This window comes from Buttiauxella sp., assembly GCF_035271705.1.
Classification (GTDB): Bacteria; Pseudomonadota; Gammaproteobacteria; order Enterobacterales; family Enterobacteriaceae; genus Buttiauxella.
In genome coordinates this window covers 1-24,694 of record NZ_DATERI010000038.1, presented here as the reverse complement: position 1 = coordinate 24,694, position 24,694 = coordinate 1, and the positions used below count along the sequence as shown (strand labels likewise).

General features: G+C 49.7%; 24 protein-coding genes and 1 pseudogene. 15 read left to right on the top strand and 10 right to left on the bottom strand.

Features of this window, described 5'->3' with window-relative positions; all coding sequences use genetic code 11:
• The first annotated feature begins 11 nt into the window (after positions 1-11).
• The 5 genes from dacA (at position 12) to lipA (ending at position 4,889) form a co-directional block, all read left to right on the top strand.
• The gene (dacA, locus tag VJY99_RS02865; protein WP_324116146.1) at positions 12-1,223 is read left to right on the top strand and encodes a D-alanyl-D-alanine carboxypeptidase DacA; all 1,212 of its coding nucleotides are present in this window, start codon (positions 12-14) and stop codon (positions 1,221-1,223) included.
• A 110-nt stretch (positions 1,224-1,333) separates the two neighbouring features.
• Positions 1,334-1,597, top strand: coding sequence for a DUF493 family protein YbeD (gene ybeD / locus VJY99_RS02860; protein WP_324116144.1), 264 nt, complete (start codon positions 1,334-1,336; stop codon positions 1,595-1,597).
• A gap of 84 nt (positions 1,598-1,681) precedes the next feature.
• On the top strand, positions 1,682-2,323 hold the full coding sequence (lipB, locus tag VJY99_RS02855) for a lipoyl(octanoyl) transferase LipB (RefSeq protein WP_324116143.1): 642 nt from the start codon (positions 1,682-1,684) through the stop codon (positions 2,321-2,323).
• Between the two features lie 283 nt (positions 2,324-2,606).
• Positions 2,607-3,572, top strand: coding sequence for a YbeF family transcriptional regulator (locus tag VJY99_RS02850; RefSeq protein WP_324116160.1), 966 nt, complete (start codon positions 2,607-2,609; stop codon positions 3,570-3,572).
• A gap of 351 nt (positions 3,573-3,923) precedes the next feature.
• Complete coding sequence (gene lipA / locus VJY99_RS02845) at positions 3,924-4,889, top strand: lipoyl synthase (RefSeq protein ID WP_324116141.1); 966 nt, start codon at positions 3,924-3,926, stop codon at positions 4,887-4,889.
• A gap of 96 nt (positions 4,890-4,985) precedes the next feature.
• On the opposite strand, the gene tatE is transcribed toward lipA, so the two are convergent.
• Complete coding sequence (tatE, locus tag VJY99_RS02840; RefSeq protein ID WP_324116139.1) at positions 4,986-5,189, bottom strand: twin-arginine translocase subunit TatE; 204 nt, start codon at positions 5,187-5,189, stop codon at positions 4,986-4,988.
• A gap of 128 nt (positions 5,190-5,317) precedes the next feature.
• A complete protein-coding gene (locus VJY99_RS02835) occupies positions 5,318-6,106 on the bottom strand; it encodes a deaminated glutathione amidase (RefSeq protein ID WP_324116137.1) in 789 nt (262 codons plus the stop codon).
• A gap of 107 nt (positions 6,107-6,213) precedes the next feature.
• On the opposite strand from VJY99_RS02835, the gene crcB reads away from it, so the two are divergent.
• A complete protein-coding gene (gene crcB, locus VJY99_RS02830) occupies positions 6,214-6,597 on the top strand; it encodes a fluoride efflux transporter CrcB (RefSeq protein ID WP_324116135.1) in 384 nt (127 codons plus the stop codon).
• A gap of 212 nt (positions 6,598-6,809) precedes the next feature.
• On the opposite strand, the gene cspE is transcribed toward crcB, so the two are convergent.
• From cspE to VJY99_RS02800, 6 genes are all read right to left on the bottom strand, one after another.
• Positions 6,810-7,019: a transcription antiterminator/RNA stability regulator CspE gene (gene cspE, locus VJY99_RS02825; RefSeq protein ID WP_004100146.1), complete on the bottom strand. Its 210-nt coding sequence runs from the start codon at positions 7,017-7,019 to the stop codon at positions 6,810-6,812.
• Between the two features lie 233 nt (positions 7,020-7,252).
• Positions 7,253-10,372, bottom strand: coding sequence for an efflux RND transporter permease subunit (locus VJY99_RS02820; protein WP_324116133.1), 3,120 nt, complete (start codon positions 10,370-10,372; stop codon positions 7,253-7,255).
• Positions 10,369-11,823 (bottom strand): efflux RND transporter periplasmic adaptor subunit, encoded by a 1,455-nt coding sequence (locus VJY99_RS02815; RefSeq protein WP_324116131.1) that lies wholly within the window; start codon positions 11,821-11,823, stop codon positions 10,369-10,371. Before VJY99_RS02815 ends, VJY99_RS02820 begins: the two co-directional genes overlap by 4 nt.
• A gap of 2 nt (positions 11,824-11,825) precedes the next feature.
• Positions 11,826-13,079 carry a TolC family protein gene (locus VJY99_RS02810; protein ID WP_324116129.1) on the bottom strand — a complete coding sequence of 418 codons (1,254 nt, stop codon included), beginning with the start codon at positions 13,077-13,079 and terminating at the stop codon, positions 11,826-11,828.
• 11 nt (positions 13,080-13,090) lie between these two features.
• Positions 13,091-13,444 carry a copper-binding protein gene (locus VJY99_RS02805; RefSeq protein ID WP_324116127.1) on the bottom strand — a complete coding sequence of 118 codons (354 nt, stop codon included), beginning with the start codon at positions 13,442-13,444 and terminating at the stop codon, positions 13,091-13,093.
• An 86-nt stretch (positions 13,445-13,530) separates the two neighbouring features.
• Positions 13,531-13,941, bottom strand: a complete 411-nt coding sequence (locus tag VJY99_RS02800; RefSeq protein ID WP_324116125.1) for a hypothetical protein — start codon at positions 13,939-13,941, stop codon at positions 13,531-13,533.
• 532 nt (positions 13,942-14,473) lie between these two features.
• Between VJY99_RS02800 and dcuC the strand changes: the two genes are divergently transcribed.
• Positions 14,474-15,856, top strand: coding sequence for an anaerobic C4-dicarboxylate transporter DcuC (dcuC, locus tag VJY99_RS02795; RefSeq protein ID WP_324116124.1), 1,383 nt, complete (start codon positions 14,474-14,476; stop codon positions 15,854-15,856).
• Positions 15,857-15,866: 10 nt separating this feature from the next.
• Here the strand turns inward: dcuC and dpiA are convergent, their stop codons facing one another.
• Together dpiA and VJY99_RS02785 are read right to left on the bottom strand one after the other, a co-directional pair.
• The gene (gene dpiA, locus VJY99_RS02790; protein ID WP_324116122.1) at positions 15,867-16,547 is read right to left on the bottom strand and encodes a two-component response regulator DpiA; all 681 of its coding nucleotides are present in this window, start codon (positions 16,545-16,547) and stop codon (positions 15,867-15,869) included.
• Positions 16,531-16,923: pseudogene (locus VJY99_RS02785) on the bottom strand (ATP-binding protein); the annotation flags it as partial. The gene dpiA and the pseudogene VJY99_RS02785, both read right to left, overlap by 17 nt.
• A gap of 378 nt (positions 16,924-17,301) precedes the next feature.
• On the opposite strand from VJY99_RS02785, the gene citC reads away from it, so the two are divergent.
• The 8 genes from citC to VJY99_RS02745 all read left to right on the top strand — a co-directional run.
• Complete coding sequence (gene citC, locus VJY99_RS02780; protein WP_324116120.1) at positions 17,302-18,375, top strand: [citrate (pro-3S)-lyase] ligase; 1,074 nt, start codon at positions 17,302-17,304, stop codon at positions 18,373-18,375.
• Positions 18,372-18,668 (top strand): citrate lyase acyl carrier protein, encoded by a 297-nt coding sequence (citD, locus tag VJY99_RS02775; protein ID WP_324116118.1) that lies wholly within the window; start codon positions 18,372-18,374, stop codon positions 18,666-18,668. The genes citC and citD overlap by 4 nt, the downstream gene beginning before the upstream one ends.
• A complete protein-coding gene (locus tag VJY99_RS02770; protein WP_324116116.1) occupies positions 18,665-19,561 on the top strand; it encodes an aldolase/citrate lyase family protein in 897 nt (298 codons plus the stop codon). The genes citD and VJY99_RS02770 overlap by 4 nt, the downstream gene beginning before the upstream one ends.
• Positions 19,562-19,570: 9 nt before the next feature.
• Entirely contained in the window at positions 19,571-21,085 is a 1,515-nt protein-coding gene (gene citF, locus VJY99_RS02765; protein ID WP_324116114.1) for a citrate lyase subunit alpha, read from the top strand.
• Positions 21,086-21,088: 3 nt separating this feature from the next.
• A complete protein-coding gene (citX, locus tag VJY99_RS02760; RefSeq protein WP_324116112.1) occupies positions 21,089-21,640 on the top strand; it encodes a citrate lyase holo-[acyl-carrier protein] synthase in 552 nt (183 codons plus the stop codon).
• Positions 21,615-22,520: a triphosphoribosyl-dephospho-CoA synthase CitG gene (citG, locus tag VJY99_RS02755; protein ID WP_414641563.1), complete on the top strand. Its 906-nt coding sequence runs from the start codon at positions 21,615-21,617 to the stop codon at positions 22,518-22,520. The genes citX and citG overlap by 26 nt, the downstream gene beginning before the upstream one ends.
• Positions 22,521-22,544: 24 nt before the next feature.
• Complete coding sequence (locus tag VJY99_RS02750) at positions 22,545-24,008, top strand: anion permease (RefSeq protein ID WP_324116108.1); 1,464 nt, start codon at positions 22,545-22,547, stop codon at positions 24,006-24,008.
• An 88-nt stretch (positions 24,009-24,096) separates the two neighbouring features.
• Positions 24,097-24,694, top strand: a 598-nt coding sequence (locus VJY99_RS02745; protein WP_324116106.1) for a ribonuclease T2 family protein, incomplete at its 3' end; no start/stop codon positions are given.

Genomic DNA, 24,694 nt, shown 5'->3' with positions numbered 1-24,694 from the left:
TTGTTCTAATCATGAATACAGCCCCTTCTTTTCGTTTTGTTAAACGCCTGGCACTGGGTACAGCCCTGACTCTTTCGGGTATGGCTGCTGCACACGCTGACGACCTGAACATTAAAACCATGATCCCTGGCGTACCGCAGATTGATGCTGAAGCCTACATCCTGATTGATTACAACTCCGGTAAAGTTCTGGCTGAATCCAATGCCGACACCCGCCGTGACCCCGCTAGCTTGACTAAAATGATGACCAGCTACGTCATCGGTCAGGCAATGAAAGCCGGTAAATTTAACGAAAGCTCAATTGTGACTGTGGGACAGGACGCATGGGCTACGGGCAATCCCGTCTTCAAAGGTTCATCTTTGATGTTCCTGAAACCAGGCATGCAAGTGCCAGTATCACAGCTGATTCGCGGGATTAACCTGCAATCAGGCAACGATGCTTGTGTTGCAATGGCCGATTTCGTGGCGGGCAGCCAAGATTCTTTCGTCGGTCTGATGAATAGCTACGTTTCCGCTCTTGGCCTGAAAAATACCCATTTCCAGACGGTACACGGACTGGATGCAGAAGGTCAGTTCAGCTCAGCGCGTGATATGGCACTGATCGGCCAGGCACTGATTCGTGATGTGCCAAACGAATATGCTATCTACAAAGAAAAAGAATTCACCTTCAACAATATCCGCCAGACAAACCGTAACGGCTTGTTGTGGGATACCAGCCTGCAAGTTGACGGCATCAAAACCGGCCATACCGACGCTGCGGGTTATAACCTGGTGGCTTCCGCAACCGAAGGCCAGATGCGCCTGATTTCCGCCGTTCTGGGTGGCCGTACCTACAAAGGTCGCGAAACTGAAAGTAAGAAACTGCTGACCTGGGGCTTCCGTTTCTTTGAAACTGTTTCTCCACTGAAAGCGGGTAAAGAGTTTGCTTCTGAACCAGCCTGGTTTGGCGATAACGACCGTGCATCATTAGGTGTGGATAAAGATATTTACCTGACTATCCCACGTGGCCGCATGAAAGACCTGAAAGCGAGTTATGTGCTTAACACCACTGAACTGCACGCCCCGCTGCAAAAAAATCAGGTAGTTGGGACTATCAACTTCCAACTTGATGGCAAGACTATCGAACAGCGTCCACTGGTTGTGCTTCAGGAAATGCCTGAAGGTAACTTCTTCAGTCGTATCATTGATTACATCAAATTGATGTTCCATCATTGGTTTGGTTAATAATTGAACACTTGAAAGAGTGGAAGTTATCCCCATATACTATGAATCAAAGCTACTCCCGCCCTGGTGGCGGGAGTTATCATTTTTAATGCCGTAACGCTGGAGCTACCATGAAAACCAATCTGAAAGAATTGCTCGAATTCCCGACCTCCTTTACTTACAAAGTGATGGGTCTGGCGGAACCTGAGCTGGTTGATTTGGTCGTTGAGGTGGTGCAGCGCCACGCACCTGGTGACTACACCCCGCAGGTCAAGCCGAGCAGCAAAGGTAATTACCACTCTGTCTCGATTACCATCACTGCGACCCACATCGAGCAAGTTGAAACCCTGTACGAAGAGCTGGGCAATATCGACATCGTTCGTATGGTACTGTAAGTTCCTGCCCGGTCTTCTGACCGGGTATTGCTTTTTCTCGCTGTGATATACTCCTTCCACTTTTAACCTGCCGGAGACGATGTTTTGTCTCAAGATACGATACAAATCCGCCAACTTGGCCTGCAGCCCTATGAACCGATTTCGCAGGCAATGCATGACTTTACAGATACCCGCGATGAAACCACAGCCGATGAAATTTGGTTGGTAGAACACGAGCGCGTATTCACACAAGGCCAGGCAGGGAAAGCGGAACACGTACTGGTTCCCGGTGATATCCCTGTTATCCAAAGTGACCGGGGGGGGCAAGTGACCTATCACGGGCCGGGTCAGCAAGTCATGTATGTGCTACTTAATCTTAAACGCCGCAAACTGGGTGTTCGGGAACTGGTCACCATCCTTGAGCAGACCGTGGTTTGCACGCTCGCAGAATTGGGAATAGAAGCCTATCCCCGTGCCGACGCGCCAGGGGTTTATGTTGATGGGCGTAAAATTTGCTCTCTGGGTCTGCGCATCCGCAAGGGCTGTTCCTTCCACGGGTTAGCGTTGAATATTGATATGGATCTCAGCCCGTTTTTACGAATCAATCCATGTGGTTACGCGGGTCTTGAAATGACGCAGGTGAGTTCACTGCGACCAGGCGTGTTGCCTGAAGATGTACAACCGTTGCTTATCAATAACCTTATTAAGTTACTTAATAATCCATCAGTTAAATATTTAACCGCATAATATTACTTATTCTGATGACTGCGCCTTCACTGGTGCAGTTTTATCTGTCACATTATTCAGCAGCGCTTTACTTTATGATTAGTTTTGTATACCTTCCTCTGGCTAAATAAAGGGGTGGCGTTATCATTTCCGTCTGTAAAAGCCCCCTACTCTCAATAATAGTTATTTAAACCATTGACGCAGTGAATGCGTAAGTTTAATTATCATCCTTTTTAATATTATTGGCATTTATTAAATATATTATTCAGCGACCATTAATATATATCTATTTGAATAATATAACCTGAATGGATTCCCGTATCAGTTCACCAAGGAGAGACGTTTCATGAACAGAGATGAAAAAAATAATCACCCAACATTCAAAACACTACGGGGTATTGATCTTAATTTATTAACTGTTTTCGAAGCAGTCTATATTCATAAAGGGATCGTCAATGCAGCCAAAGTGTTAAATTTAACACCTTCAGCGATTAGTCAGTCCATCCAAAAATTGAGATCAACATTTCCCGATCCATTGTTTATCCGTAAGGGACAAGGTGTCACCCCAACGGCCTATGCGGCACATTTGCATGAATATTTTAGCCAGGGACTTGGGTCGATTCTGTGTGCGTTAGATGTCAATAATAACTACGATAAAGAGCGGATTATTACCGTTGCGAGCCAACCTTCCTCAGGCGCGTTATTGATGCCACAAATCTATTCGGCGATTCAGAAAGTGAATCCAAAGTTATCTGTACGCAATGTGCCCGTGGTTGAGCGTCAGTTATCACAATTTCAGGCGGATATTGCCATCGACAACCGTCCTCATCATGGCCCCGGAATCAGTAGCTACAAACTGTATGATGACCGCCTGGTCGCAGTATGCCGCCGTGACCATCCGAATGCAGAATCAGTATTCTCCGATGATGAAAATCAAGGAATGAATTACACCTTTTTGATTATGCAGGATGATTTGTTGGTCGATACGCGGCAACTCATTAACGAAGTCTTGCCTAACCGCAAGTTCACGTTTAGCAGCTATAACATGTTAGCTATCGCTTCAATGCTCAGTAGCAGCGACCTGATTGGCTTTATGCCATACAAAATATTTGAAATGTTTTCCGGCCCTTTCCAACTTAAAACTGTAGGGGATGAGAAATTTTCAGCCGTCACGCTTGCCACCACCATGCACTTCAACAAACTCAGCTCACGCGATCCCATATTGCAGGAAGTCATCGACGCCATTATTCAAGAATTTGAAGAAGAGTAGTTATATCGACCTCGTGGCCTTGGCGACGAGGTCGATTTGCCAATTGTTAACGTAGAAAAGCGCACAAACCAACAACTCATTTACAATTCTTTCCCACATTTACTGCTCTGTCAGGCTGATTTATCCTCTCTAGTGATGGTATACTGCGCGCGCTATTAAAAAATAGTTGATAAATAAAACATTCAATTAGCCTGAATTCGTTACACCCTAAATAATTCGAGTTTTAAGCAGGCGGCCTGGCCATAAGTCATCAGGAACATAGCAATCTATGTGACTGGGGCGCGCGGACGCAGTCAACGCCCTTAAAACTTGAAGTATGACGGGAGTATCAGCAACTGGAACACGTACGATATGAGTAAACCCATTGTAATGGAACGCGGCGTTAAGTACCGTGACGCCGATAAAATGGCTCTGATCCCGGTTAAAAACGTGGTGACCGAGCGCCAGGAGCTGTTAAGAAAGCCGGAATGGATGAAGATCAAACTTCCATCTGATTCGACCCGAATTCAGGGTATCAAAGCGGCAATGCGTAAAAATGGTCTGCACTCTGTGTGTGAAGAAGCTTCCTGTCCTAACCTGGCAGAATGTTTCAACCACGGAACAGCAACCTTTATGATCCTTGGCGCAATCTGTACTCGCCGCTGCCCGTTCTGTGACGTTGCTCATGGTCGCCCGGTAGCACCTGACACCAATGAACCGGCTAAACTGGCGCAAACTATCGCTGATATGGCGTTGCGCTACGTGGTTATCACATCAGTTGACCGTGACGATCTCCGTGATGGTGGTGCTCAGCATTTCGCTGATTGCATCAGCGCTATTCGCGAGAAAAGCCCAACAATCAAAATTGAAACGTTGGTGCCGGATTTCCGCGGGCGTATGGACAAAGCTTTAGAGATCCTCACCGCCACGCCACCTGATGTGTTCAACCACAACCTGGAAAACGTTCCGCGTATTTACCGTAAGGTTCGCCCAGGTGCTGATTACAATTGGTCTCTGAAACTGCTGGAGCGTTTTAAAGAAGCGCACCCAGACATCCCGACCAAATCAGGCTTGATGGTAGGTTTAGGCGAAACGAACGAAGAGATTGTGGAAGTGATGCGCGATCTTCGCCGCCATGGCGTCACGATGCTGACCCTTGGCCAGTATTTGCAACCGAGCCGCCATCACTTGCCAGTGCAGCGTTATGTCAGCCCGGATGAGTTTGAAGAGATGAAAGCAGAAGCGCTGGCGATGGGCTTTACCCATGCAGCATGCGGCCCGTTTGTTCGTTCTTCTTACCATGCAGATCTGCAAGCCAAAGGCATGGAAGTCAAATAACGATGTAACAAATTGTTACTTTTGATTTGTACAAGGCACAAAAAAACCGGCTAATTAAAGGCCGGTTTTTTTATCTGTGCAAAAGATGAGTCTTGATCAGTCTTTGTGCGTAATACGGTCGGCTGTTGCATCCGTATTATTAGCAGCCTTCGCGCTGGTCTCGTCTTCATTCATGGCTTTCTTGAAGCCCTTGATTGCCGCGCCGAGGTCGCCACCGAGTGTGCGCAACTTCTTGGTGCCAAATAATAAAACAATCAGCGCACCGACCACCAACAACTTCGTAATACTAATCTCACCCATAGCAACCTTCTTTAATCATGCATGCCGTGAATACGGCGAATAATACACTGAGACAATTAACGGCTATTTTCCCGTGCGATACAATAGCAACCTGTAACAGGTTGAATCAAGATCTGCTCAAAAAATAATCACAACAACTGTGGCGAAGCGAAACGTCGGTTTTTCAGCACCGGTAGCATGGCTCTCACCTCGGCAAGATGCTGGCTTTCCAGTTCAGCATAGAATAGCGCCGGACGCTGATTTGCAGCCGCAACCACAACACCGAGCGGATCAACTACCCGGCTGTGGCCAATGTTTTTATTACCGCATTCCCCAGCGGCCACCACATAACAGGTAGTATCTAGCGCGCGAGCCGCCAGAAGTGTTGACCAGTGCATTTCTTTGTTTGGGCCACGTAGCCAGGCAGCTGGCAGGACTAAAACTTCTGCACCAGCTAAAGCCAGACTTAACGCCATCTCTGGAAAACGCACATCGTAACAGGTCATCAATCCCACTTTAAAGCCCTCAACATCAATCAAAGGCGGCATACTTTCTCCCGCATCAACCAAACGGGATTCCTGCATGTTAAACGCATCATAAAGATGAAGCTTCTGATAACGGGCAATGACCTCACCACCACGAATAGCCAGCAAAGTATTGGCCGCCCGCCCTGGTGTGGTTTTGATATGCAGCGTCAGAATTGTGGTCAGCTGGTCATGGCGGCTTTGCTCACAAAGCTGCTCGATATACGCTTCATTCATCGTTTGAGCTGATTTGACCGACAAATCTGGATCGTTGTCGTCCCGAGCCAGCACCGCCTCGGGAAGCACCAGTAAGTGTGCTCCTGCAGATTGAGCCTGCATCATCAACCCGATACAGGTTTGGACGTTTTCCTGCCAGTTATTACTCACCGCAAACTGCCCTACTGCAACTTTCATTGTGGTTTCCCAAAAGGTCGCGAATATTTTCAGTATACCCGGTGTGAAACGCCCTGTGCTGACGTTACACTCATTCTCTTTCGTATTATAACGAACAGGAAATTATCGTGTTGCAGATACTATTAGCCGTGTTTATTGGCGGCGGGACAGGGAGCGTTGTGCGCTGGTTGCTCAGTATGAAACTCAACCCCTTGCATGGCGCCATTCCGATGGGCACATTAACAGCAAACCTGGTGGGTGCATTTATTATCGGCCTGGGGCTGGCGCTGTTCACCAGAATGACGCATCTCGATCCCGTCTGGAAATTGTTGATAACCACCGGTTTTTGCGGCGGTCTGACGACGTTTTCGACCTTTTCGGCAGAAGTCGTATTCCTGATTCAGGATGGACGTTTGGCATGGGCTGGGTTAAACATGCTACTGAACCTCGCAGGCTCGCTGACGATGACCGCCATCGCATTTTGGTTAGTTTCTTTAGCATACGGCCACTGATTCGCAACGCGTTAAGGTTAGCTTAATTTTTGTCTGCCATTCTGGTTGAAAAATAGCGTGGGACAAAATGATGAAAGAATATGTTGTCGGGTGGACAGCGGTGCTGGTAAGCGCGCTGATTGTGGTGAGTTTTGTGAAAGTTTATCTATTTGCCTGAGTTTTAAGCAAAAAAAACCCGCCTTAGCGGGTTTTTATAATCTACTGGTAATGCCTTAGATAGGCATTACGTTTGCAGCAGATGGGCCTTTGGCACCGTTAGTGATTTCAAACTCAACGCGCTGACCTTCAGCCAGGGTTTTGAAACCATTGCTCTGGATTGCAGAGAAGTGCACGAACACGTCTTTGCTACCATCTTCCGGAGTAATGAAGCCAAAGCCTTTTGACTCGTTAAACCACTTAACGTTACCTTTAATCTTAGACATCTAAATTACCTTTACATGAAAAACGACACAAATGCTGTGTCGAACACCAGTACACCAATTGTGATGGATTTTGTCCAGCCCAGATGTGCTAAAAAGTGAGAAATATTGCTCCCTCTTTTAAAAAATGTGCAGTAGCCCATATTTTCAAACAACAGATAGCAAACATATGGATACGGATTTATTCCGGCTACGCTGAAAATCAGAATGAGTCGCGTAGCCGGGTCAAACCAATCTTATTTATGTCTTTTCAGTAACACATACATTGCAGGGATCACCAGCATCGACAGTAACGGTGCGGTAATCATGCCACCAATCATCGGTGCCGCTATACGGCGCATGACTTCTGAACCGGTGCCATCGCCCCACATAATAGGCAACAAACCCGCCATAATCGTCGCTACTGTCATGACTTTTGGCCTGACACGTAACACCGCACCTTCATGCAGCGCGCGCATTAGCATGGGTTTCCCTCCTAATGGTTCGAGCGCTTTATGCCTCGCAATGGCTTGATTTAGATACAGTACCATTATTACGCCAAATTCAGCCGCCACCCCAGCTAAGGCTATAAACCCAACGGCTCCAGCGACAGATAAGTTATATCCGAGCAAATAGATGAGCCATACTCCACCAATTAACGAAAACGGCAGTGTTCCCATAATTAATAACGCATCACTCACTCGCGAAAATGTCACGTAAAGTAAGACGAAAATAATAACCAAGGTGAAGGGTAAGACTATTCTTAATTTAGCGCTCGCACGTTCAAGATATTCAAACTGACCAGACCAGGACAACGAAACGCCATCGGGTAATTTCACCTGTTGGGTAACGACGCGTTGCATCTCCTCTACGGCAGATTTTAAATCTCTTCCACGCAAATCAACGTAAACCCAATTAGATAAACGGGCGTTCTCACTTTTCAGCATCGGCGGGCCATCGGTAATACTGATATCGGCTAATTCAGAAAGTGCAATCTGACTGCCATTTGCCGTGATTACTGGCAGGTTTTGCAGCTTTTTGACGTTATCACGAACTTCACGCGGGTAACGAACATTGATCGGATACCGCTCACGCCCCTCGATAGTTTCACCAATATTCTGCCCCCCAATCACGGTCGCCACCAGCGATTGCAACTCTTTGACCGACACGCCATAACGCGCCGCTTTCAGCCTATCGATATTGATATCCACATAACGCCCGCCACCAAGCCTTTCTGCGAGTGCAGACGTCACCCCCGGAACTTGCTTCACTACCCGTTCGATTTGCGCAGCCACTTGTTCGATAGCGGCAATATTATTGCCATTCACTTTGATACCGACCGGGCTCTTGATACCGGTCGCCAGCATATCCAGACGGTTACGAATCGGCGGTACCCAAACATTCGCGATACCAGGCACTTTGACGATGCTATCAAGCTCACTCACCAGTTTGTCCATCGTCATCCCCGGGCGCCACTGGTCGCGCGGTTTAAAACGGATCGTCGTTTCTATCATCGTAAGCGGCGCGGGGTCGGTTGCCGTATCCGCACGCCCAGCCTTACCAAACACCGTCGCCACTTCAGGCACGGTTTTGATTAAACGATCGGTTTGTTGCAACAAACGCCCAGCCTCACGTGCCGAAATCCCCGGTAATGTGGATGGCATATACAGCAAATCCCCCTCATCGAGCGGTGGCATGAATTCACTACCAAGGCGACTGAGCGGCCACAATGTCGCCAGTAAAACCGCTCCGGCAATCACCAGTGTGGTTTTCGGTCGCACCAAAACTTTATCTAACAGCGGTTCATAAGCGGCTATCAGCCAGCGGTTTATCGGATTGGCCTTTTCGTCAGGTATTTTCCCGCGAATGAAATAGCCCATCAGAACCGGTACAAGCGTAATCCCCAGTCCCGCCGCCACGGCCATGGCATAAGTTTTAGTGAATGCCAACGGCGAGAACATCCGCCCTTCCTGCGCTTCAAGAGAAAATACCGGGATAAAGGACAGCGTGATTATCAGTAAACTACAGAACAACGCAGGCCCCACTTCGACGGCTGCCTGCTCTGAAATGCGCCAGTAATCGGCACCCGTGGGCTGTTTATCGGGATTGTCGTGCCGCCATTGTTCCAACACTTTATGCATGTTTTCGATCATCACAATGGCCGCATCGACCATCGCCCCAATCGCAATCGCAATCCCCCCCAACGACATAATGTTGGCGTTCACGCCCTGGTAGTGCATGACGATAAACGCACCCAGAATACCCAATGGCAACGTTATCATCGCCACCAGCGCCGAACGGAAATGGAACAAGAACAACGCACAAATAATGGCCACAACGATGAACTCTTCCAGTAATTTATGGGAGAGCGTTTCTATCGCATTTTCAATAAGATGTGAGCGATCATAGACCGGAACAATTTCCACGCCCGCAGGCAAACTTCGCTGGATTTGCTGCAGCTTCGCCTTCACCGCATTAATGGTATCCAGCGCATTTTTTCCATAGCGCATCACGATGATGCCGCCAGCGACCTCGCCTTCACCGTTAAATTCAGCGACTCCACGGCGAATTTCTGGCCCCATCCGCAGCGTTGCGACATCGCTGAGTAAGACCGGGACACCTTCACGCGTCGTAATAACCACCTGCTTGAAGTCATTGAGATTTTTCAGGTAGCCTGCGGTGCGCACCATATATTCGGCTTCGCCCATTTCGATAACCGAGCCACCCCCTTCCTGATTGGCACTCTGTACCGCATTGATGACCTGCTCATGGGTGATGTTCAGTGCGCGCATCCGTTGAGGATCGAGCACAATTTGATACTGCCGCACCATGCCGCCAACACTCGCCACTTCCGAAACATTCGGCACGGTTTTTAGCTCAAACTTCAGCGTCCAATCTTGTAGCGCACGTAAATCTGCAAGGCTGTGTTTACCCGTTCTGTCCACCAGCGCGTATTCATACACCCAGCCCACGCCTGTCGCGTCTGGCCCCAACGACGCTTTTGCCTCGGCTGGCAGTTGCGACTGAACCTGGCTTAAATATTCAAGAACGCGTGAACGCGCCCAATACGGGTCAGTACCATCTTCAAACAGAATGTAGACATACGAGTCGCCGAACATCGAAAAACCACGCACGGTTTTCGCCCCCGGCACCGAAAGCATGGTCGTCGTGAGCGGATACGTGACTTGATCTTCAACCACCTGCGGGGCTTTGCCCGGGTAATTAATACGAATGATCACCTGCACATCCGAAAGATCCGGTAACGCATCCAGCGGCGCACGTTGCAGCGACCAAATCCCCCATGCGGCCATCATGATTGCCGCCAACAGAACCAGCAGCCGATTTTTAAGTGACCAACGAATAACGGAGGCAATCATTTCATCGTCTCCGACATTGGCATTAAGTGAGTAATCACCGCTCCGTGTTCGTCATCCAGGGTAAAGCTGAACATCACACTGTCACCCACTTTCACGCTTTTAGCGTCGTCGGCGGATTTCAGCGAGAAATCCATGGTCATCGCACCCCATTTGAGTGCCGGAATTGGCTTGTGGGAAAGGGTAATGGCATCACCAGTCATCTCTATCACCACGGCCTCGCCCTGATATTGCGGACTGGCAGGCACAGCCGTTTTTTCCTGTGGAAGCGCGCTACGCAGGCTTGCCTCAGAATCAATCAGGAATTGACCGGACGTAACGACGTTATCCCCCTCCTTCAATCCTTGTTTAATCTCGACCCAGCCATTTTGCGCCATCCCTGCCACCACATTGACGGGGGTAAAGTGCCCGTCCCCTTGGGTCACTAACACCCGGCTGGCGCTGCCGGTTTCAATTAACGCTTCTTCTGGAATAGCCAAAACAGGTGGCAGATTGAGTGGATTCGCCAGTTTCACATTGAGATACATACCCGGCTTGAGTTTCAGTTGCGGGTTATCCAACACGATACGGGCTTTCAGTGTTCGGGTGCTGGTTTCCATATTCGGCAGCAACTCACTGACGCGCCCGTGGAAAGCTTCGCCCGGCCAGCTATCGTTCGAAGCCACAATCTCACTTCCCACCTGTAGCACTTGCGCCTGGGATTGCGGGTAGTCGATAACAATCCAGACTTTCTCGAGACTGGAAATCTCAAACAACGGTGCGGTTGCCGTGACTTGCGCACCTTCTCGCGTTTCCAGTTTGTTGATATAGCCTGCGTGTTTGGCTCGCACTGTCACGCGCGTTTGCGGTTTACCGCTACGCTCAACCTGGCGGATGATTTCAGCGGGCATGAACTGGAGTTGTAACCGTTCACGTGCAGCGGAACTTAATGCACTGTCACCCAAGCGGCGCACGGCGAGATATTCTTGCTGCGCCGCCGTCCATTCTGGGATCCAAAGCTGCGCCAACGGTTCGCCCGCTTTTACAAATTGTTGGGGGGCATTAACAAACAGCTTCTCCACCAGGCCATTAGCGCTGGCGGGGATAATCTGCACGCTGCGTTCATCCGTTGATACAGTGGCAAATGCATCAAATTGATAATAAATAGTTTTCTTCTCAACCTGTGCTGTTTTGATTCCCAGGTTTTGCTGCTGACGTGCACTGACCGTCACCCCGCCGTCTTCGGTGGTTTCATCGGCATAGCGAGGGACTAAATCCATATCCATAAACGGCGATTTACCCGGCTTGTCGAAACGCTGACCTGGGGTCATCGGGTCATACCAATAGAGAACTTTTCGTTCAGACTGAACCGTAGGCGCCGTGGTGCTGTGGCTTTGCTTGCCCAGGTAATATCCCACGCCAAGGGCGGCGGCGACCGCGAGCGCTAACAACGAAATTTGCGTGATAGTTTTCATTATTAATGATTGTCCGGTGGCGTCAGGTAGCGAAGAGCGGCCCAGGTTTCAGCCACGGTTTTTTCAGCGCTGTACGCGGTCAGTTGGGTATCAAGCAGAGTGCGGCGGGCATTGAGTAGGTCGGAAAGGGTCGACTGCCCAGAACGGTATTGCGCTTCAATCAATGAAAGTCGTTGGTGCTGCAGAGGCAAAATCTCGTCCTGCTGGCGTAGCCAGAGGGTTTGTGCCGCTTGATACTGCGCCACTAATGTGCGAACCAACGCAACACGTTCCCGATTCGCAATGGCCAGTTGATCGTTGGCTTCCATTGAACGAGACATATCCGCTGCCAGGTCTTTGTCCTGACGTTGCGATTTGAAGAGCGGCATGTCCACGGTAAACATCACGCCACCCAAGTCTTCGTAATCATCCGCACGATGGGCGTAATACACCTCAACGCCGACATTCGGTTTCGCTGCCACTGCCGATTGCGCCGAGCGAGCTTTGGCGACATCGGCCTCACGCGCCGCTTCAATCACTTCCGGATGTTGTCCGACGCCTTGCTCCAGAACTTTAGGGTCAGCCGGTAAACGTTGGTAGCGCGGTAGATTGCCACTGACAGAGTCAATATCCTCACCGGTCAGTCGCAGCAAGCGCGTCTGTGCCAGCACGACATCGCGCTGTGCGAGCGTCACTTTATCCTGCATATCTAAAAGCGTCATGCGGATATCCACAACGCTTGATGCGGGGTTACTGCCGCTGGCAACCGTCGCCTTTTGTACCCCAACTTGACGCTCCGTTTCTGCCACCAGCTTTTGTGCCGTCACCAGCACTTTTTCTGACAATGCCAGATCCATCCAAGCCTGCGCGGTTGTTCTGAGCAACTCGGCCCGAATGACATTGGCTTTCGCTGCACTGCTGGCTGATTGAGCCAAAATAGTTTCAGCTTTACGGTCGCGTTTTTCCTCGCTGATATAATCCTGCATGATGCCAATACGCTGCATGGTCATGCCTTCGCGGGTAAGTCGATGGCTATTGCCGCCCTGCACTGGGACGTTTTCAATACCAAATTTCAATTTAGGATCAGGTAACTGGCGAGCAGAATCAGCCATAGCATTCAGAGCATTGCTCTGATTACGGTTGGCGGAAAGTTCAGCTGAATAACGCTCAGCGGCGGTCAGGGTCTGTTGCAGACTGAACTCTGCCGCATTCGCGGTGAAGACAGACATAGCCAACAGCCCCCCACCGAGCCATAAGCTCAGGGAATGTAGTCTCATATTGATCTCAGTTACTTAGTCGGTGTAACTGATACTAGCGCGTAACCTTCTGCCTGCTGGCTGAAAGTGAAGTCCACCGTATCACCCGCTTTAACCACCGGTAATGTTGCATTTTCAGGCAGGCTGAACGTCATTGTCATGGCAGGCCAGTTAAGTGCTGCGATGGGTTTGTGGGCAATAGAAACGGAACGGGCAGTGGCTTTTTTCACAACCCCCTGACCATGATAAATTTCCGCCGCCATGTGTTGTTCCATGGGCATTGGCATGTCGTGGGACATATCGTGAGAAGCGGCATGAGCCACAGTGATGAAAGTCAATACGGACAGCGCAATGGCTGAAAGAGCACGAGCAGAAAAAATAGACATAAAAAATCTCCAGAACACAAGTCAAAGGACGGCAAAACGCCTGAATGCCCTAAATCTAAAAGGCATAAACCAAGACAGTGCTGGAGTTATTCTCTAAAGCGACAAAACCGAATCGTGGCGGGGGGGCCGGTTGCAGGGGGCGTTAATAAGCCAACGGACGACGCGGTTTCATTACATTCAGGAACCACTAAAGCCAGAGTATTTGACGCAGGTATTGCAGCCAAAGAACTGTGGCTATTATCTTTTTGCATCACATCAGGAATACAGTGTTTCTCACACAACATTCCTTCCGTACTCGCCAAATCTTGTGTGCTATTCATCAGCATATGCTCACTATGCTGAATGGAAAGCGCCTGCAAACTAATGTCTACCGAGCAATCATGCGATGCCACTGCGACCTGGCTGTTGACAAACAGCCAGCCAAACGCCAACAGCAGCATCAAAAGATGCTTTCTGAAAAAGCGTAAATGGCTTGTCGACCAGACAGTGGATTGCACAATATTTGCCTCAAATAACCTGGTTGGCAGTATAAACATTAGCCCATTATATTTTAAAGGGATTTTTAATGGTTTTACATTTAGATATTTATTTAACAATTGCGCAATATATTATTAATTAAACAACCTTCAAATGCTGATTAATAGAACGATTAGCTCTACAAATAAATAATGCATATCAATAAGTAAATGTCATAATTGCAACACTGCCTACAAAAGTTTCATGGCAGTTGAAAGAAGCTCGCTAAATTTGATACTCATCAGAAATCGTTGCCTGTGATTCAGGCAGATTGACACCGCTTTCGCAGACGGCTTTCAAACCGTGACATACCCAAGCGACTTCACGATGCAGGTAGGCGGCAATCGAGTCAATCCTGATGAGCTTACTCCAGTCAGTGATTCGGGTGAACGAGAACAGCCAACAACCCTGAATATTGAAGGGCGACGGGTATATTTTTTTATTTTTCTGGCATGGCGTTACGTTTAGGTCCGGCCAACAGATGCCGAATACCAAACGCAACAGGGGGCTTTAATGCTGACGACTATTGAATTACTTATTGGGCTTGTGGTGATTGTTGGTGTAGCTCGCTACATCATCAAAGGCTACTCTGCGACCGGCGTATTATTCGTCGGTGGCTTAACATTACTGATTGTTAGTGCCCTTATGGGCCACAAAGTTTTACCAGGCAGTGCTGAAAGCACCGGTTACACAGCAACCGATATTGTCGAATATGTCAAAATCCTGCTGATGAGCCGTGGCGGCGATCTCGGCATGATGATCATGATGCTGTGTGGTTTCGCCTCCTATATGACGCATATTGGTGCTAACGACATGGTCGTTAAGCTCGCATCAAAACCGCTGAAATTAATAAACTCACCCTACATTCTAATGATTGCCGCGTATTTCGTGGCATGCCTCATGTCCCTGGCGGTCTCTTCTGCGACTGGCTTGGGTGTATTGCTGATGGCAACATTGTTCCCAGTCATGGTGAACGTAGGTATTAGCCGGGGTGCGGCAGCTGCAATCTGTGCCTCCCCTGCTGCAATCATTCTGTCTCCAACCTCAGGCGACGTGGTGCTGGCTGCGAAAGCGGCTGAAATGACACTGGTTGATTTTGCCTTTAAAACCACCGTGCCAATTTCTATTGCCGCGATCATTGCGATGGCGATTGCCCACTTCTTCTGGCAACGCTATCTGGATAAAAAAGAGAACATCAGCCCTGAAATGCTCGATGTTAGCGAAATCCAGACTACCGCTCCTTCTTTCTATTCCATTCTGCCGTTTACACCCATTATTGGTGTGTTGATTTTCGACGGTAAATGGGGCCCGCAACTGCATATCATTACTATTTTGGTTATCTGTATTCTGATTGCGGCAATCATTGAATTCTTCCGTGGTTTCAATTCACAGAACGTCTTCTCTGGGCTTGAAGTTTGCTACCGCGGTATGGCTGATGCCTTCGCAAACGTCGTAATGTTGTTGGTAGCGGCGGGCGTGTTCGCCCAAGGCCTGAGCACCATCGGCTTTATCCAGAGCCTGATTTCCATTGCGACGTCGTTTGGCTCCGCAAGTATCATTCTGATGCTGGTGTTAGTCGTCCTCACGATGTTGGCCGCAATGACCACTGGTTCGGGTAACGCACCGTTCTACGCTTTTGTTGAGATGATCCCGAAACTGGCGCACTCCTCTGGTATCAACCCGGCATACCTTGTGATTCCTATGCTGCAAGCGTCCAACCTTGGCCGTACTATTTCTCCGGTTTCCGGCGTGGTTGTGGCCGTCGCGGGTATGGCAAAAATCTCCCCATTCGAAGTGGTAAAACGGACTTCAGTTCCGATTGCGGTAGGTCTGGTTGTGGTGATTATCGCCACCGAGGTCCTCGTGCCGTCGGTTGCGGTTGTTGTTGGGGGCTAATCCCCACAGCTCACAGCGCCCGATAGGTGCGCTGTGGGCGTCCTACCTTGCCATAAACAATTTCCGCCATAATTTGCTGGCGACTTGCGCAAAACTCAAGGTAACGTCTGGCTGTTGTGCGGCTAAGTTTTAGCACCCCGGCCACGGTTTCCGCCGTATGACGAGCCTCGGGATCAGCGAACAATAACTGCACTTTCTCAAGTGTCAGCTCATCAATCCCCACCGGCAGAACCTCTTTTTGTTCCCCACGCGCATAAGCATTAAACATATCGTCAATCTGGCGCTGGCTGGCGCTGGCATTATGGGCCAGCATTTGCATTCGTAGCTGAAAGCGTTCAAGGGTTTGCCCAAGTCGTTCATACGCAATCGGCTTCACCAGATAATCGAATACACCTGCACGCACTGCATCCGAGACGGTGTCCATATCACTGGCAGCGGTGGTGAATACCACGCCTGTGGGATATCGGGTTTGAGCCAATTCGTGCAACAACGCTGTCCCTTTACCGTCAGGCAAATAGTTATCTAATAAAATGAGATCTGGCTTAAATCGTTCAATCATTATTCTGGCTTGTGCTAAGTTGCCAGCCAGCCATACTTGCCCACAACACGGAAGCTGGCGAATAAACTCAGCGTGCATTTCTGCTAACACCGTTTCATCTTCAACAATTAAAATTTTAATCGGTAGGGTCATTGATCTTTTTCACTTTCGGAATAAACACAGAAAATAAAGAGCCATTGGGTTCGTTGTCTTCCAACGTTGTTATCCCACCACAGCGATTGACGTAACTGACGACCAGATACAATCCAATACCCTGTGCGTCCTTGTTATCGGTTTTAGTACTTACACCTCGTTCAAAAATAAGTTCGCACAATGCCTCAGGTACACCACAACCATTATCGGTGACTTCAATAATCACCTCAGGGCCGTCATCACTTAGAAACAGCTCAACGATTTTATTACCATTGAGATTTTTTAGACTGGCATCAAATGCGTTATCCAGAAAATTCCCCACAATCGCCGAAAACTCCGTACTGTCCAACCCTTCAGGAAGTTTTAATAGCGGGCTTCGGGTGAAACAGGCGGATGGAATGTTCATCGCCATATCGCGCACACTTCCATTGCTCAGATAACGGGCAGTTGTTATGGGATTGTGTTAAAAATAATCCACCCAGTAAGAGGAATGCTTATCTAATTTATACATTAAATCAATTAAACAAATAAAAACCAGGTTACAACTCGCAAAAAAATTAATTAACGAAATAAAAACCATTAAGTCTATTTAAATCAACCTCCCTTTGTGAATCAGTTCAATATCTGCCACGTAAATTCCCCTTACGATCTTCTTACCAGAATAAAATTAGCGAAAACGCAATTGAAAATAAAATGTTAACAATTGCATAAATAACAAAAACCACACTTAACACGCTCCAGGAAACCGGAATTCATGTTTGGCAATACTGTATTATCCCAGGTGAAACGCGCTGAAAATATAAAGATGTCCGCTATCGTACAATTCCTGCGTGAAAACGACCTGAGCATAGACACCACGGTAGAAGTCTTTATTACCGTTACCCGTAATGATCAACTCATTGCCTGCGGGGGAATTGCCGGAAATATCATTAAATGCGTGGCGATTAGCGAGTTAGCACGCGGTGAGGGGCTAGCGCTAACCCTTGCCACGGAATTAATTAATCTGGCGTATGAGCGCCAATGCCCAAATCTTTTCATCTATACCAAAACGCAAAACGAAGCGTTATTTAAGCAATGTGGTTTTTCTACCCTCACCAGCGTACCCGGTGTCATGGTGTTAATGGAAAACAGCGCGACACGCCTGCAACGCTACGCCAGTTACCTCACCACATTACGCCGCACGGGCCGCAAAATTGGCTGCATTGTGATGAATGCCAATCCCTTTACCCACGGTCACCGCTATTTGATACAAAAAGCCGCGGAACAATGCGACTGGCTGCATGTATTTTTGGTTAAAGAAGACACCTCACGCTTCCCTTACGAAGACCGCCTGGCATTGGTTCGCGCAGGCACCAGCGATATTAAAAAACTCACCGTTCATCGCGGGTCCGAATACATCATTTCGCGCGCCACCTTCCCTTGTTATTTCATCAAAGAGCAAGGCGTTATCAACCATTGCCACACCGAAATTGATCTGAAAATTTTCCGCCAGTATCTGGCTCCAGCGCTGGGTATTACTCACCGTTTCGTCGGCAGTGAACCGTATTGCAAGGTCACTGCCAGCTACAACCAGGATATGCGCCACTGGCTGAATACTCCGCAGCTCTCTGCACCCGTCATTGAACTGGTGGAAATTGAACGTCTGCAATATCACGGCATGGCTATTTCCGCCTCCTGGGTACGCAAGTTGTTGGTGAAAAAAGAGTTCGACACCATCGACTACCTGGTCCCGCAAACGACCCGCGATTACATACAACGCATGCACGAATCTCGCCCGAACCACGCAGTGGCTGAGCCACTCGAATCCACATTAACAGGTGAAAAATGAAAATTACTCATCCAGCCGTTGCTGGCACTCTGGAATCTGGCGATGTGATGATCCGCATCGCTCCAGCCAACACGCAGGAAATCGATCTGCAAATCAGCAGTAGTGTTGAAAAACAGTTTGGCTTCGCTATTCGCGCCACTGTAATGGAGATCCTCGTTCGCCATCAGATTCAGGGTGTTCAGTTAATTCTCGATGATAAAGGTGCTCTGGACTGTGTGCTGCGCGCTCGCCTGGAAACGGTGCTGGTGCGGGCAAGTGATGCCACCACTTTGCCTTGGGAGGAAAAGGCATGACTCCGGAACAAAAAACACGCACCCGCCGCAGCATGTTGTTTGTACCGGGAGCCAATGCTGCCATGGTCAGCAACGCCTTTATTTATCAAGCCGACGCACTGATGTTCGACCTTGAAGACTCGGTTATCTTGCGTGAAAAAGATGCCGCCCGCCGCCTGGTTTACCATGCACTGCAACATCCGCTTTATCAGGATATTGAAACTATCGTGCGCGTGAATCCGCTGGATTCCGAGTATGGCATTGCTGATCTCGAAGCCGTGGTGCGTGGTGGCGCAGACATCGTACGTCTGCCAAAAACTGATACTGCACAAGATGTTATCGATATCGAAAATGAAATCACGCGTATCGAATACGCATGTGGTCGCGAACACGGCAGTACCGGATTGCTTGCCGCCATTGAATCACCGCAAGGCATTACTCAGGCGGTGGCGATTGCTCATTCGTCACAACGCTTAATCGGTATCGCTCTGGGGGCGGAAGATTACGTGCGCAATTTGCATACCGAACGAACACCTGAAGGTATCGAGCTGCTTTTTGCACGTTGTTCCATTCTACAAGCCGCCCGTTCTGCCGGTATTCAGGCATTCGATACCGTCTATTCCGACGCCAACAACGAAGCCGGATTTTTGCACGAAGCCACGCACATCAAACAGCTTGGTTTTGATGGCAAATCACTGATCAACCCGCGCCAGATAGAGCTGTTACACAACCTCTACGCCCCTTCGCAAAAAGAAGTCGACCATGCCAACGCAGTGGTGGAAGCGGCTGAGGCATCTGCCCGTGAAGGGCGCGGTGTGGTTTCGCTGAACGGAAAAATGGTCGACAGCCCGGTTATCGAACGTGCTCGCCTGGTGTTATCCCGTGCAGCACTTTCCGGTATTCGTGAGGAATAAGGTAAAAAAATGACGACGAAACAACAACGCGTAGCCGCATGGAATCGCCGCAGTGAAGGCGAATACCCTGTCTATAAGAATGCGTCAAAACTGAATTTGCAGGCGCAAAAACCCCGTGGCAAAAAACTATGCAGCTCGCTTGAGGAGGCGATTCGCCGATCTGGCCTGCACGATGGCATGACAGTTTCCTTCCATCACGCCTTTCGCGGTGGCGATCTGACACTCAATACCGTGATGGCAACCCTCGCCAACATGGGCTTTAAAAACCTGACACTGGCCTCAAGTTCGTTGAGCGATTGCCATGCGCCGTTAATCGAGCATATCCGCAACAATGTGGTGACACGCATTTATACTTCTGGCCTGCGCGGCCCGCTGGCAGAGGAAATTTCACGCGGCTTGTTGACAGAACCGGTGCAAATCCACTCACACGGTGGGCGCGTTAACCTTATCGAAAACGGCGAGCTAAAAATCGACGTCGCCTTTCTCGGCGTCCCCTCCTGCGACGAATTGGGTAACGCGAATGGTTACACCGGGAAAGCCTGCTGCGGCTCGTTGGGTTATGCCAAAGTCGATGCCGAAAACGCACGTCAAGTGGTGTTACTGACCGAAGCGCTGCTGCCCTATCCCCACAATCCTGCCAGCATCATGCAGGATCAGGTCGACCTGATTGTGCAAATTGAGCAGGTTGGTGATGCCGATAAAATCGGTGCCGATGCCACACGTATGACCTCAAATCCACGCGAGTTGCTGATTGCCCGCACGGCGGCAGATGTGGTGGTCAATTCCGGCTATTTCAAAGAAGGTTTTTCCCTGCAAACCGGCACAGGCGGCGCATCACTGGCGGTCACACGTTTTCTGGAAAACAAAATGTATAGCCGTGGTATTCACGCCGGTTTTGCCCTTGGCGGCATCACCGCCAGCATCGTGGATTTGCATGAAAAAGGGCTGATTAAAAAACTGCTCGATGTACAGAGTTTTGACCGCACCGCTGCCCAATCGTTGGCTCATAACCCGAATCACATTGAAATCAGCGCAAATCAATATGCCAACTGGGGTTCAAAAGGGGCATCCGTCGATCGTCTGGATGTCGTGGTGTTAAGCGCCCTGGAAGTCGACACCCAGTTTAATGTCAACGTGCTAACCGGTTCTGACGGTGTATTGCGTGGTGCATCAGGCGGCCACTGCGATACCGCCGTTGCAGCAGCACTTTCCATTATCGTTGCTCCGCTGGTACGCGGGCGCATTCCGACGTTGGTGGATGAGGTCACCACCTGCGTCACACCTGGGTCAAGCGTCGATATTTTGGTTACCGATCACGGTATTGCGGTTAATCCCGCCCGTCCTGAACTGGCTGAACGCTTGAAAGCCGCTGGGATGAAAATCGTCTCCATTGAAGGGTTGCGCGAACGTGCGCAAATTCTCACCGGCATTCCCCGAGCCATTGAATTTACTGATCGCGTCATTGCCGTAGTGCGTTATCGCGATGGTTCAGTGATTGATGTCGTTTGTCAGGTGAAGGAGTAAATCATGCCGCTATATCTGTCATCAGCCAGTCACATGTTCGTCTCACTGCCTGCGCTACTTGCCAGCCGGGAAGCCAGGCAGGCAAGGCAACAGGAGTGGCTCGTTAGCCACGCCGTGACTCTGATTTCTTTTACCGTTGTTGCACCCGGTGCGGTCAAAGATAGCGTGCTGACACGGCGCATTTTCAATCACGGTTTCAGGGCGTTACTGCAACTGGCCGAGCGCTGCGGCTGGGAAATCAAAAAACAGCGCAGCTTTACACACACCTGTGGAGCGCAGGGCCTGCTGGCGATAAACGCACCCGCAGATAGGGTGAAGCTCGCCACCATCGAACTTGAACAACACCATCCGCTGGGGCGACTGTGGGACATCGACGTGCTAACCCCAACGGGGGAAATACTCTCACGCCGCCACTTTTCGCTACCCGCCCGGCGCTGTTTAGTGTGCCAACAAGATGCCGCCGTATGTGCGCGACAACAACTGCACCCACTAGCCGAATTACATCAGCGTATGGAGGCTCTGTTGGATGATGCAGAAAACTCGACCCCACGTTGATTGTCACGTGGTCCCGTCATCCTTTCTCGAACATTACTGCGAACTTGCGTTCCGTGCATTACTGGCGGAGGTGAACTTAACGCCTAAGCCAGGACTGGTCGACAGGAACAACTGCGGTTCGCATAAAGACATGGCACTGGAGGATTTTTATCACAGTGCGGCGGTGATACGCGGCTATTTCCCGCTCTTCATCCAAACCGGTGCCAACACCGCAATGCTGCCTGCATGCGAGGTTTTGCAATATTTACGCCCCATCGGTATGGCGTGTGAAACCGCGATGTTTCATGCCACGGCGGGCGTCAACACCCACAAAGGCAGCATTTTTTCACTGGGGTTACTGTGCGCCGCCATTGGCCGTCTTTATCAACTCCAGCACATGCCAACGCCAGAGGCGATTTGCCAGACCGTAGCCACCTTCTGTCACGGGCTGACCGAACGTGAATTACGCCACAACAATCACCAGCAAACCGCCGGGCAACGGCTATTCCGGCAACTCGGTTTAACGGGTGCACGCGGTGAAGCTGAAGCAGGTTATCCGCTTGTGATTAATCTCGCACTGCCGCATTACCGCGCTCACCTGGCACAAGGAACCGACCCGGAACTGGCGTTGCTCGACACTCTTTTGCTGCTGATGGCGAACAACGGAGATACCAATGTGGCTTCACGTGGTGGTGTAGCGGGTCTGATCTGGCTGCAACACACCGCTCGCACCTTGCTCGCCAACGGCGGTATCTGTAAGCCCTGCGATCTTCACCACCTATACGCTTTCGACACAGCATGTATCGCACACAACCTCAGCCCTGGAGGCAGCGCAGACTTGCTGATTGTCACTTGGTTTTTAGCTCAATTAGCAACATGCAATTTCAACCATAAATCATAAAAATTCCTTGCTGGAGAATCAGTTATGTCTGTTTCAAAAGATAAAATATGGAAGTTACTGGCACCGTTTGCCGTGCTGGCTGTGATGCTAGTCATTCCAGTACCCGACGGCATGCCTCCGCAGGCATGGCACTACTTTGCTGTATTTGTGGCGATGATCGTGGGAATGATCCTCGAACCCATCCCAGCAACCGCGATCAGTTTTATCGCGGTCACTATTTGCGTTATCGGCAGTGAATACCTGCTGTTTGACGCCAAAGAGTTGGCGGATCCCGCCTTTAATACTGGAAAACAAGCGTTGAAATGGGGGTTGGCTGGCTTCTCCAGTACCACTGTCTGGCTGGTGTTTGGTGCGTTTATTTTTGCGCTGGGATATGAAGTCACCGGATTGGGTCGCCGTATCGCGTTGATCATGGTGAAGTTCATGGGCAAGCGCACGCTGACGCTCGGTTATGCCATCGTGATTATTGATATTCTGCTGGCACCCTTTACCCCGTCTAACACCGCGCGTACTGGCGGTACGGTTTTTCCGGTTATCAAAAACCTGCCACCGTTATTCCAGTCCCATCCAAACGATCCTTCCTCGCGCCGCATCGGTGGTTATTTGATGTGGATGATGGTTATCAGTACCAGTCTTAGTTCGTCGATGTTTATCACTGGTGCGGCACCGAACGTGCTGGGACTTGAGTTCGTCAACAAAATTGCAGGTATCCAAATTAGTTGGATGCAGTGGTTTTTGAGTTTCCTGCCAGTGGGGATTATTCTGCTGATCGTGGCTCCGTGGCTGTCTTACGTGCTCTACAAACCAGAAATCACGCACAGCGAAGAAGTCTCTAGTTGGGCAAAAGACGCACTACAAGAGATGGGTAAACTCACCCGCAAAGAGATAACCCTGATTGGTCTGGTGCTGTTAAGCCTGGGATTGTGGGTATTTGGTGGTGAAATAATTGATGCGACAGCGGTGGGTTTGCTGGCTGTGTCACTCATGCTGGCGCTGCACGTGGTGCCATGGAAAGACATCACCAAATATAACAGTGCATGGAACACATTAGTGAACCTGGCAACACTGGTCGTGATGGCAAGCGGGCTGACACGCTCCGGTTTTATCGACTGGTTCGCCAACACCATGAGTACACACCTGGAAGGTTTCTCACCCAATACCACGGTTATCGTGCTGGTACTGGTGTTCTACTTCGCGCATTACCTGTTTGCCAGCCTGTCGGCTCACACCGCCACTATGCTGCCAGTCATCCTGGCGGTGGGGAAAGGTATTCCCGGCATCCCAATGGAACAGTTGTGTATTTTGCTGGTGTTGTCGATTGGGATCATGGGCTGCCTGACACCTTACGCAACCGGCCCTGGCGTCATCATTTACGGCTGCGGCTATGTGAAGTCGAAAGACTACTGGCGTCTGGGAGCCATTTTCGGTGTGATTTACATCAGCATGCTGCTGTGCGTGGGCTGGCCGATTCTGGCACTGTGGAATTAACCCGATTCGCTTTCAGGACGAAGCGTCTCTCTGAGGCGCTTTTTTTATGATTAAATAAGGAATCATCAATTAATCGAATGAGAAAGGCATGAAATTCATCTGCCGAACTGTGCTATTTACTCTCGCCTGTACCACTACTTTCCCTGCTCTGGCAGAAGATCTTAAGCCCACGCAATATGCCGACTTTGACCGTTACGTGCTTGCCCTTTCCTGGCAAACCGGTTTTTGTCAGAGCATGCATGAGCGTAATCGCAACGAACCTGCTGAATGCAAAACCCAGCAGGAACAAAATGACAAACGTGCTTTTTTGACGGTACATGGGCTGTGGCCAGGGTTACCCAATTCCGTGGCATCCCGCGGTGTGGATGAGAAACGCTGGATGCGTTACGGCTGCGCAACCCGCCCGGTTCCAAACATGGCGGAAGTGCGCGGTTCACAAAAGTGCCAGGCACCTGCACCTGAATTATCCGCAGATATCGCCAGTAAACTCGCAGGTGCCATGCCTGGCGCGGGTGGTCAATCGTGCCTTGAACGTTATGAATATGCCAAGCATGGTGCCTGTTTCGGCTTTAATCCCAATGCTTACTTCGCCACCATGGTTCGTCTGAATGATGAATTCAAACAGAGTACCTTTGGAACCTTCCTTGCGGAAAACTACGGTAAAGTTGTTACCCGTAAATCTTTCA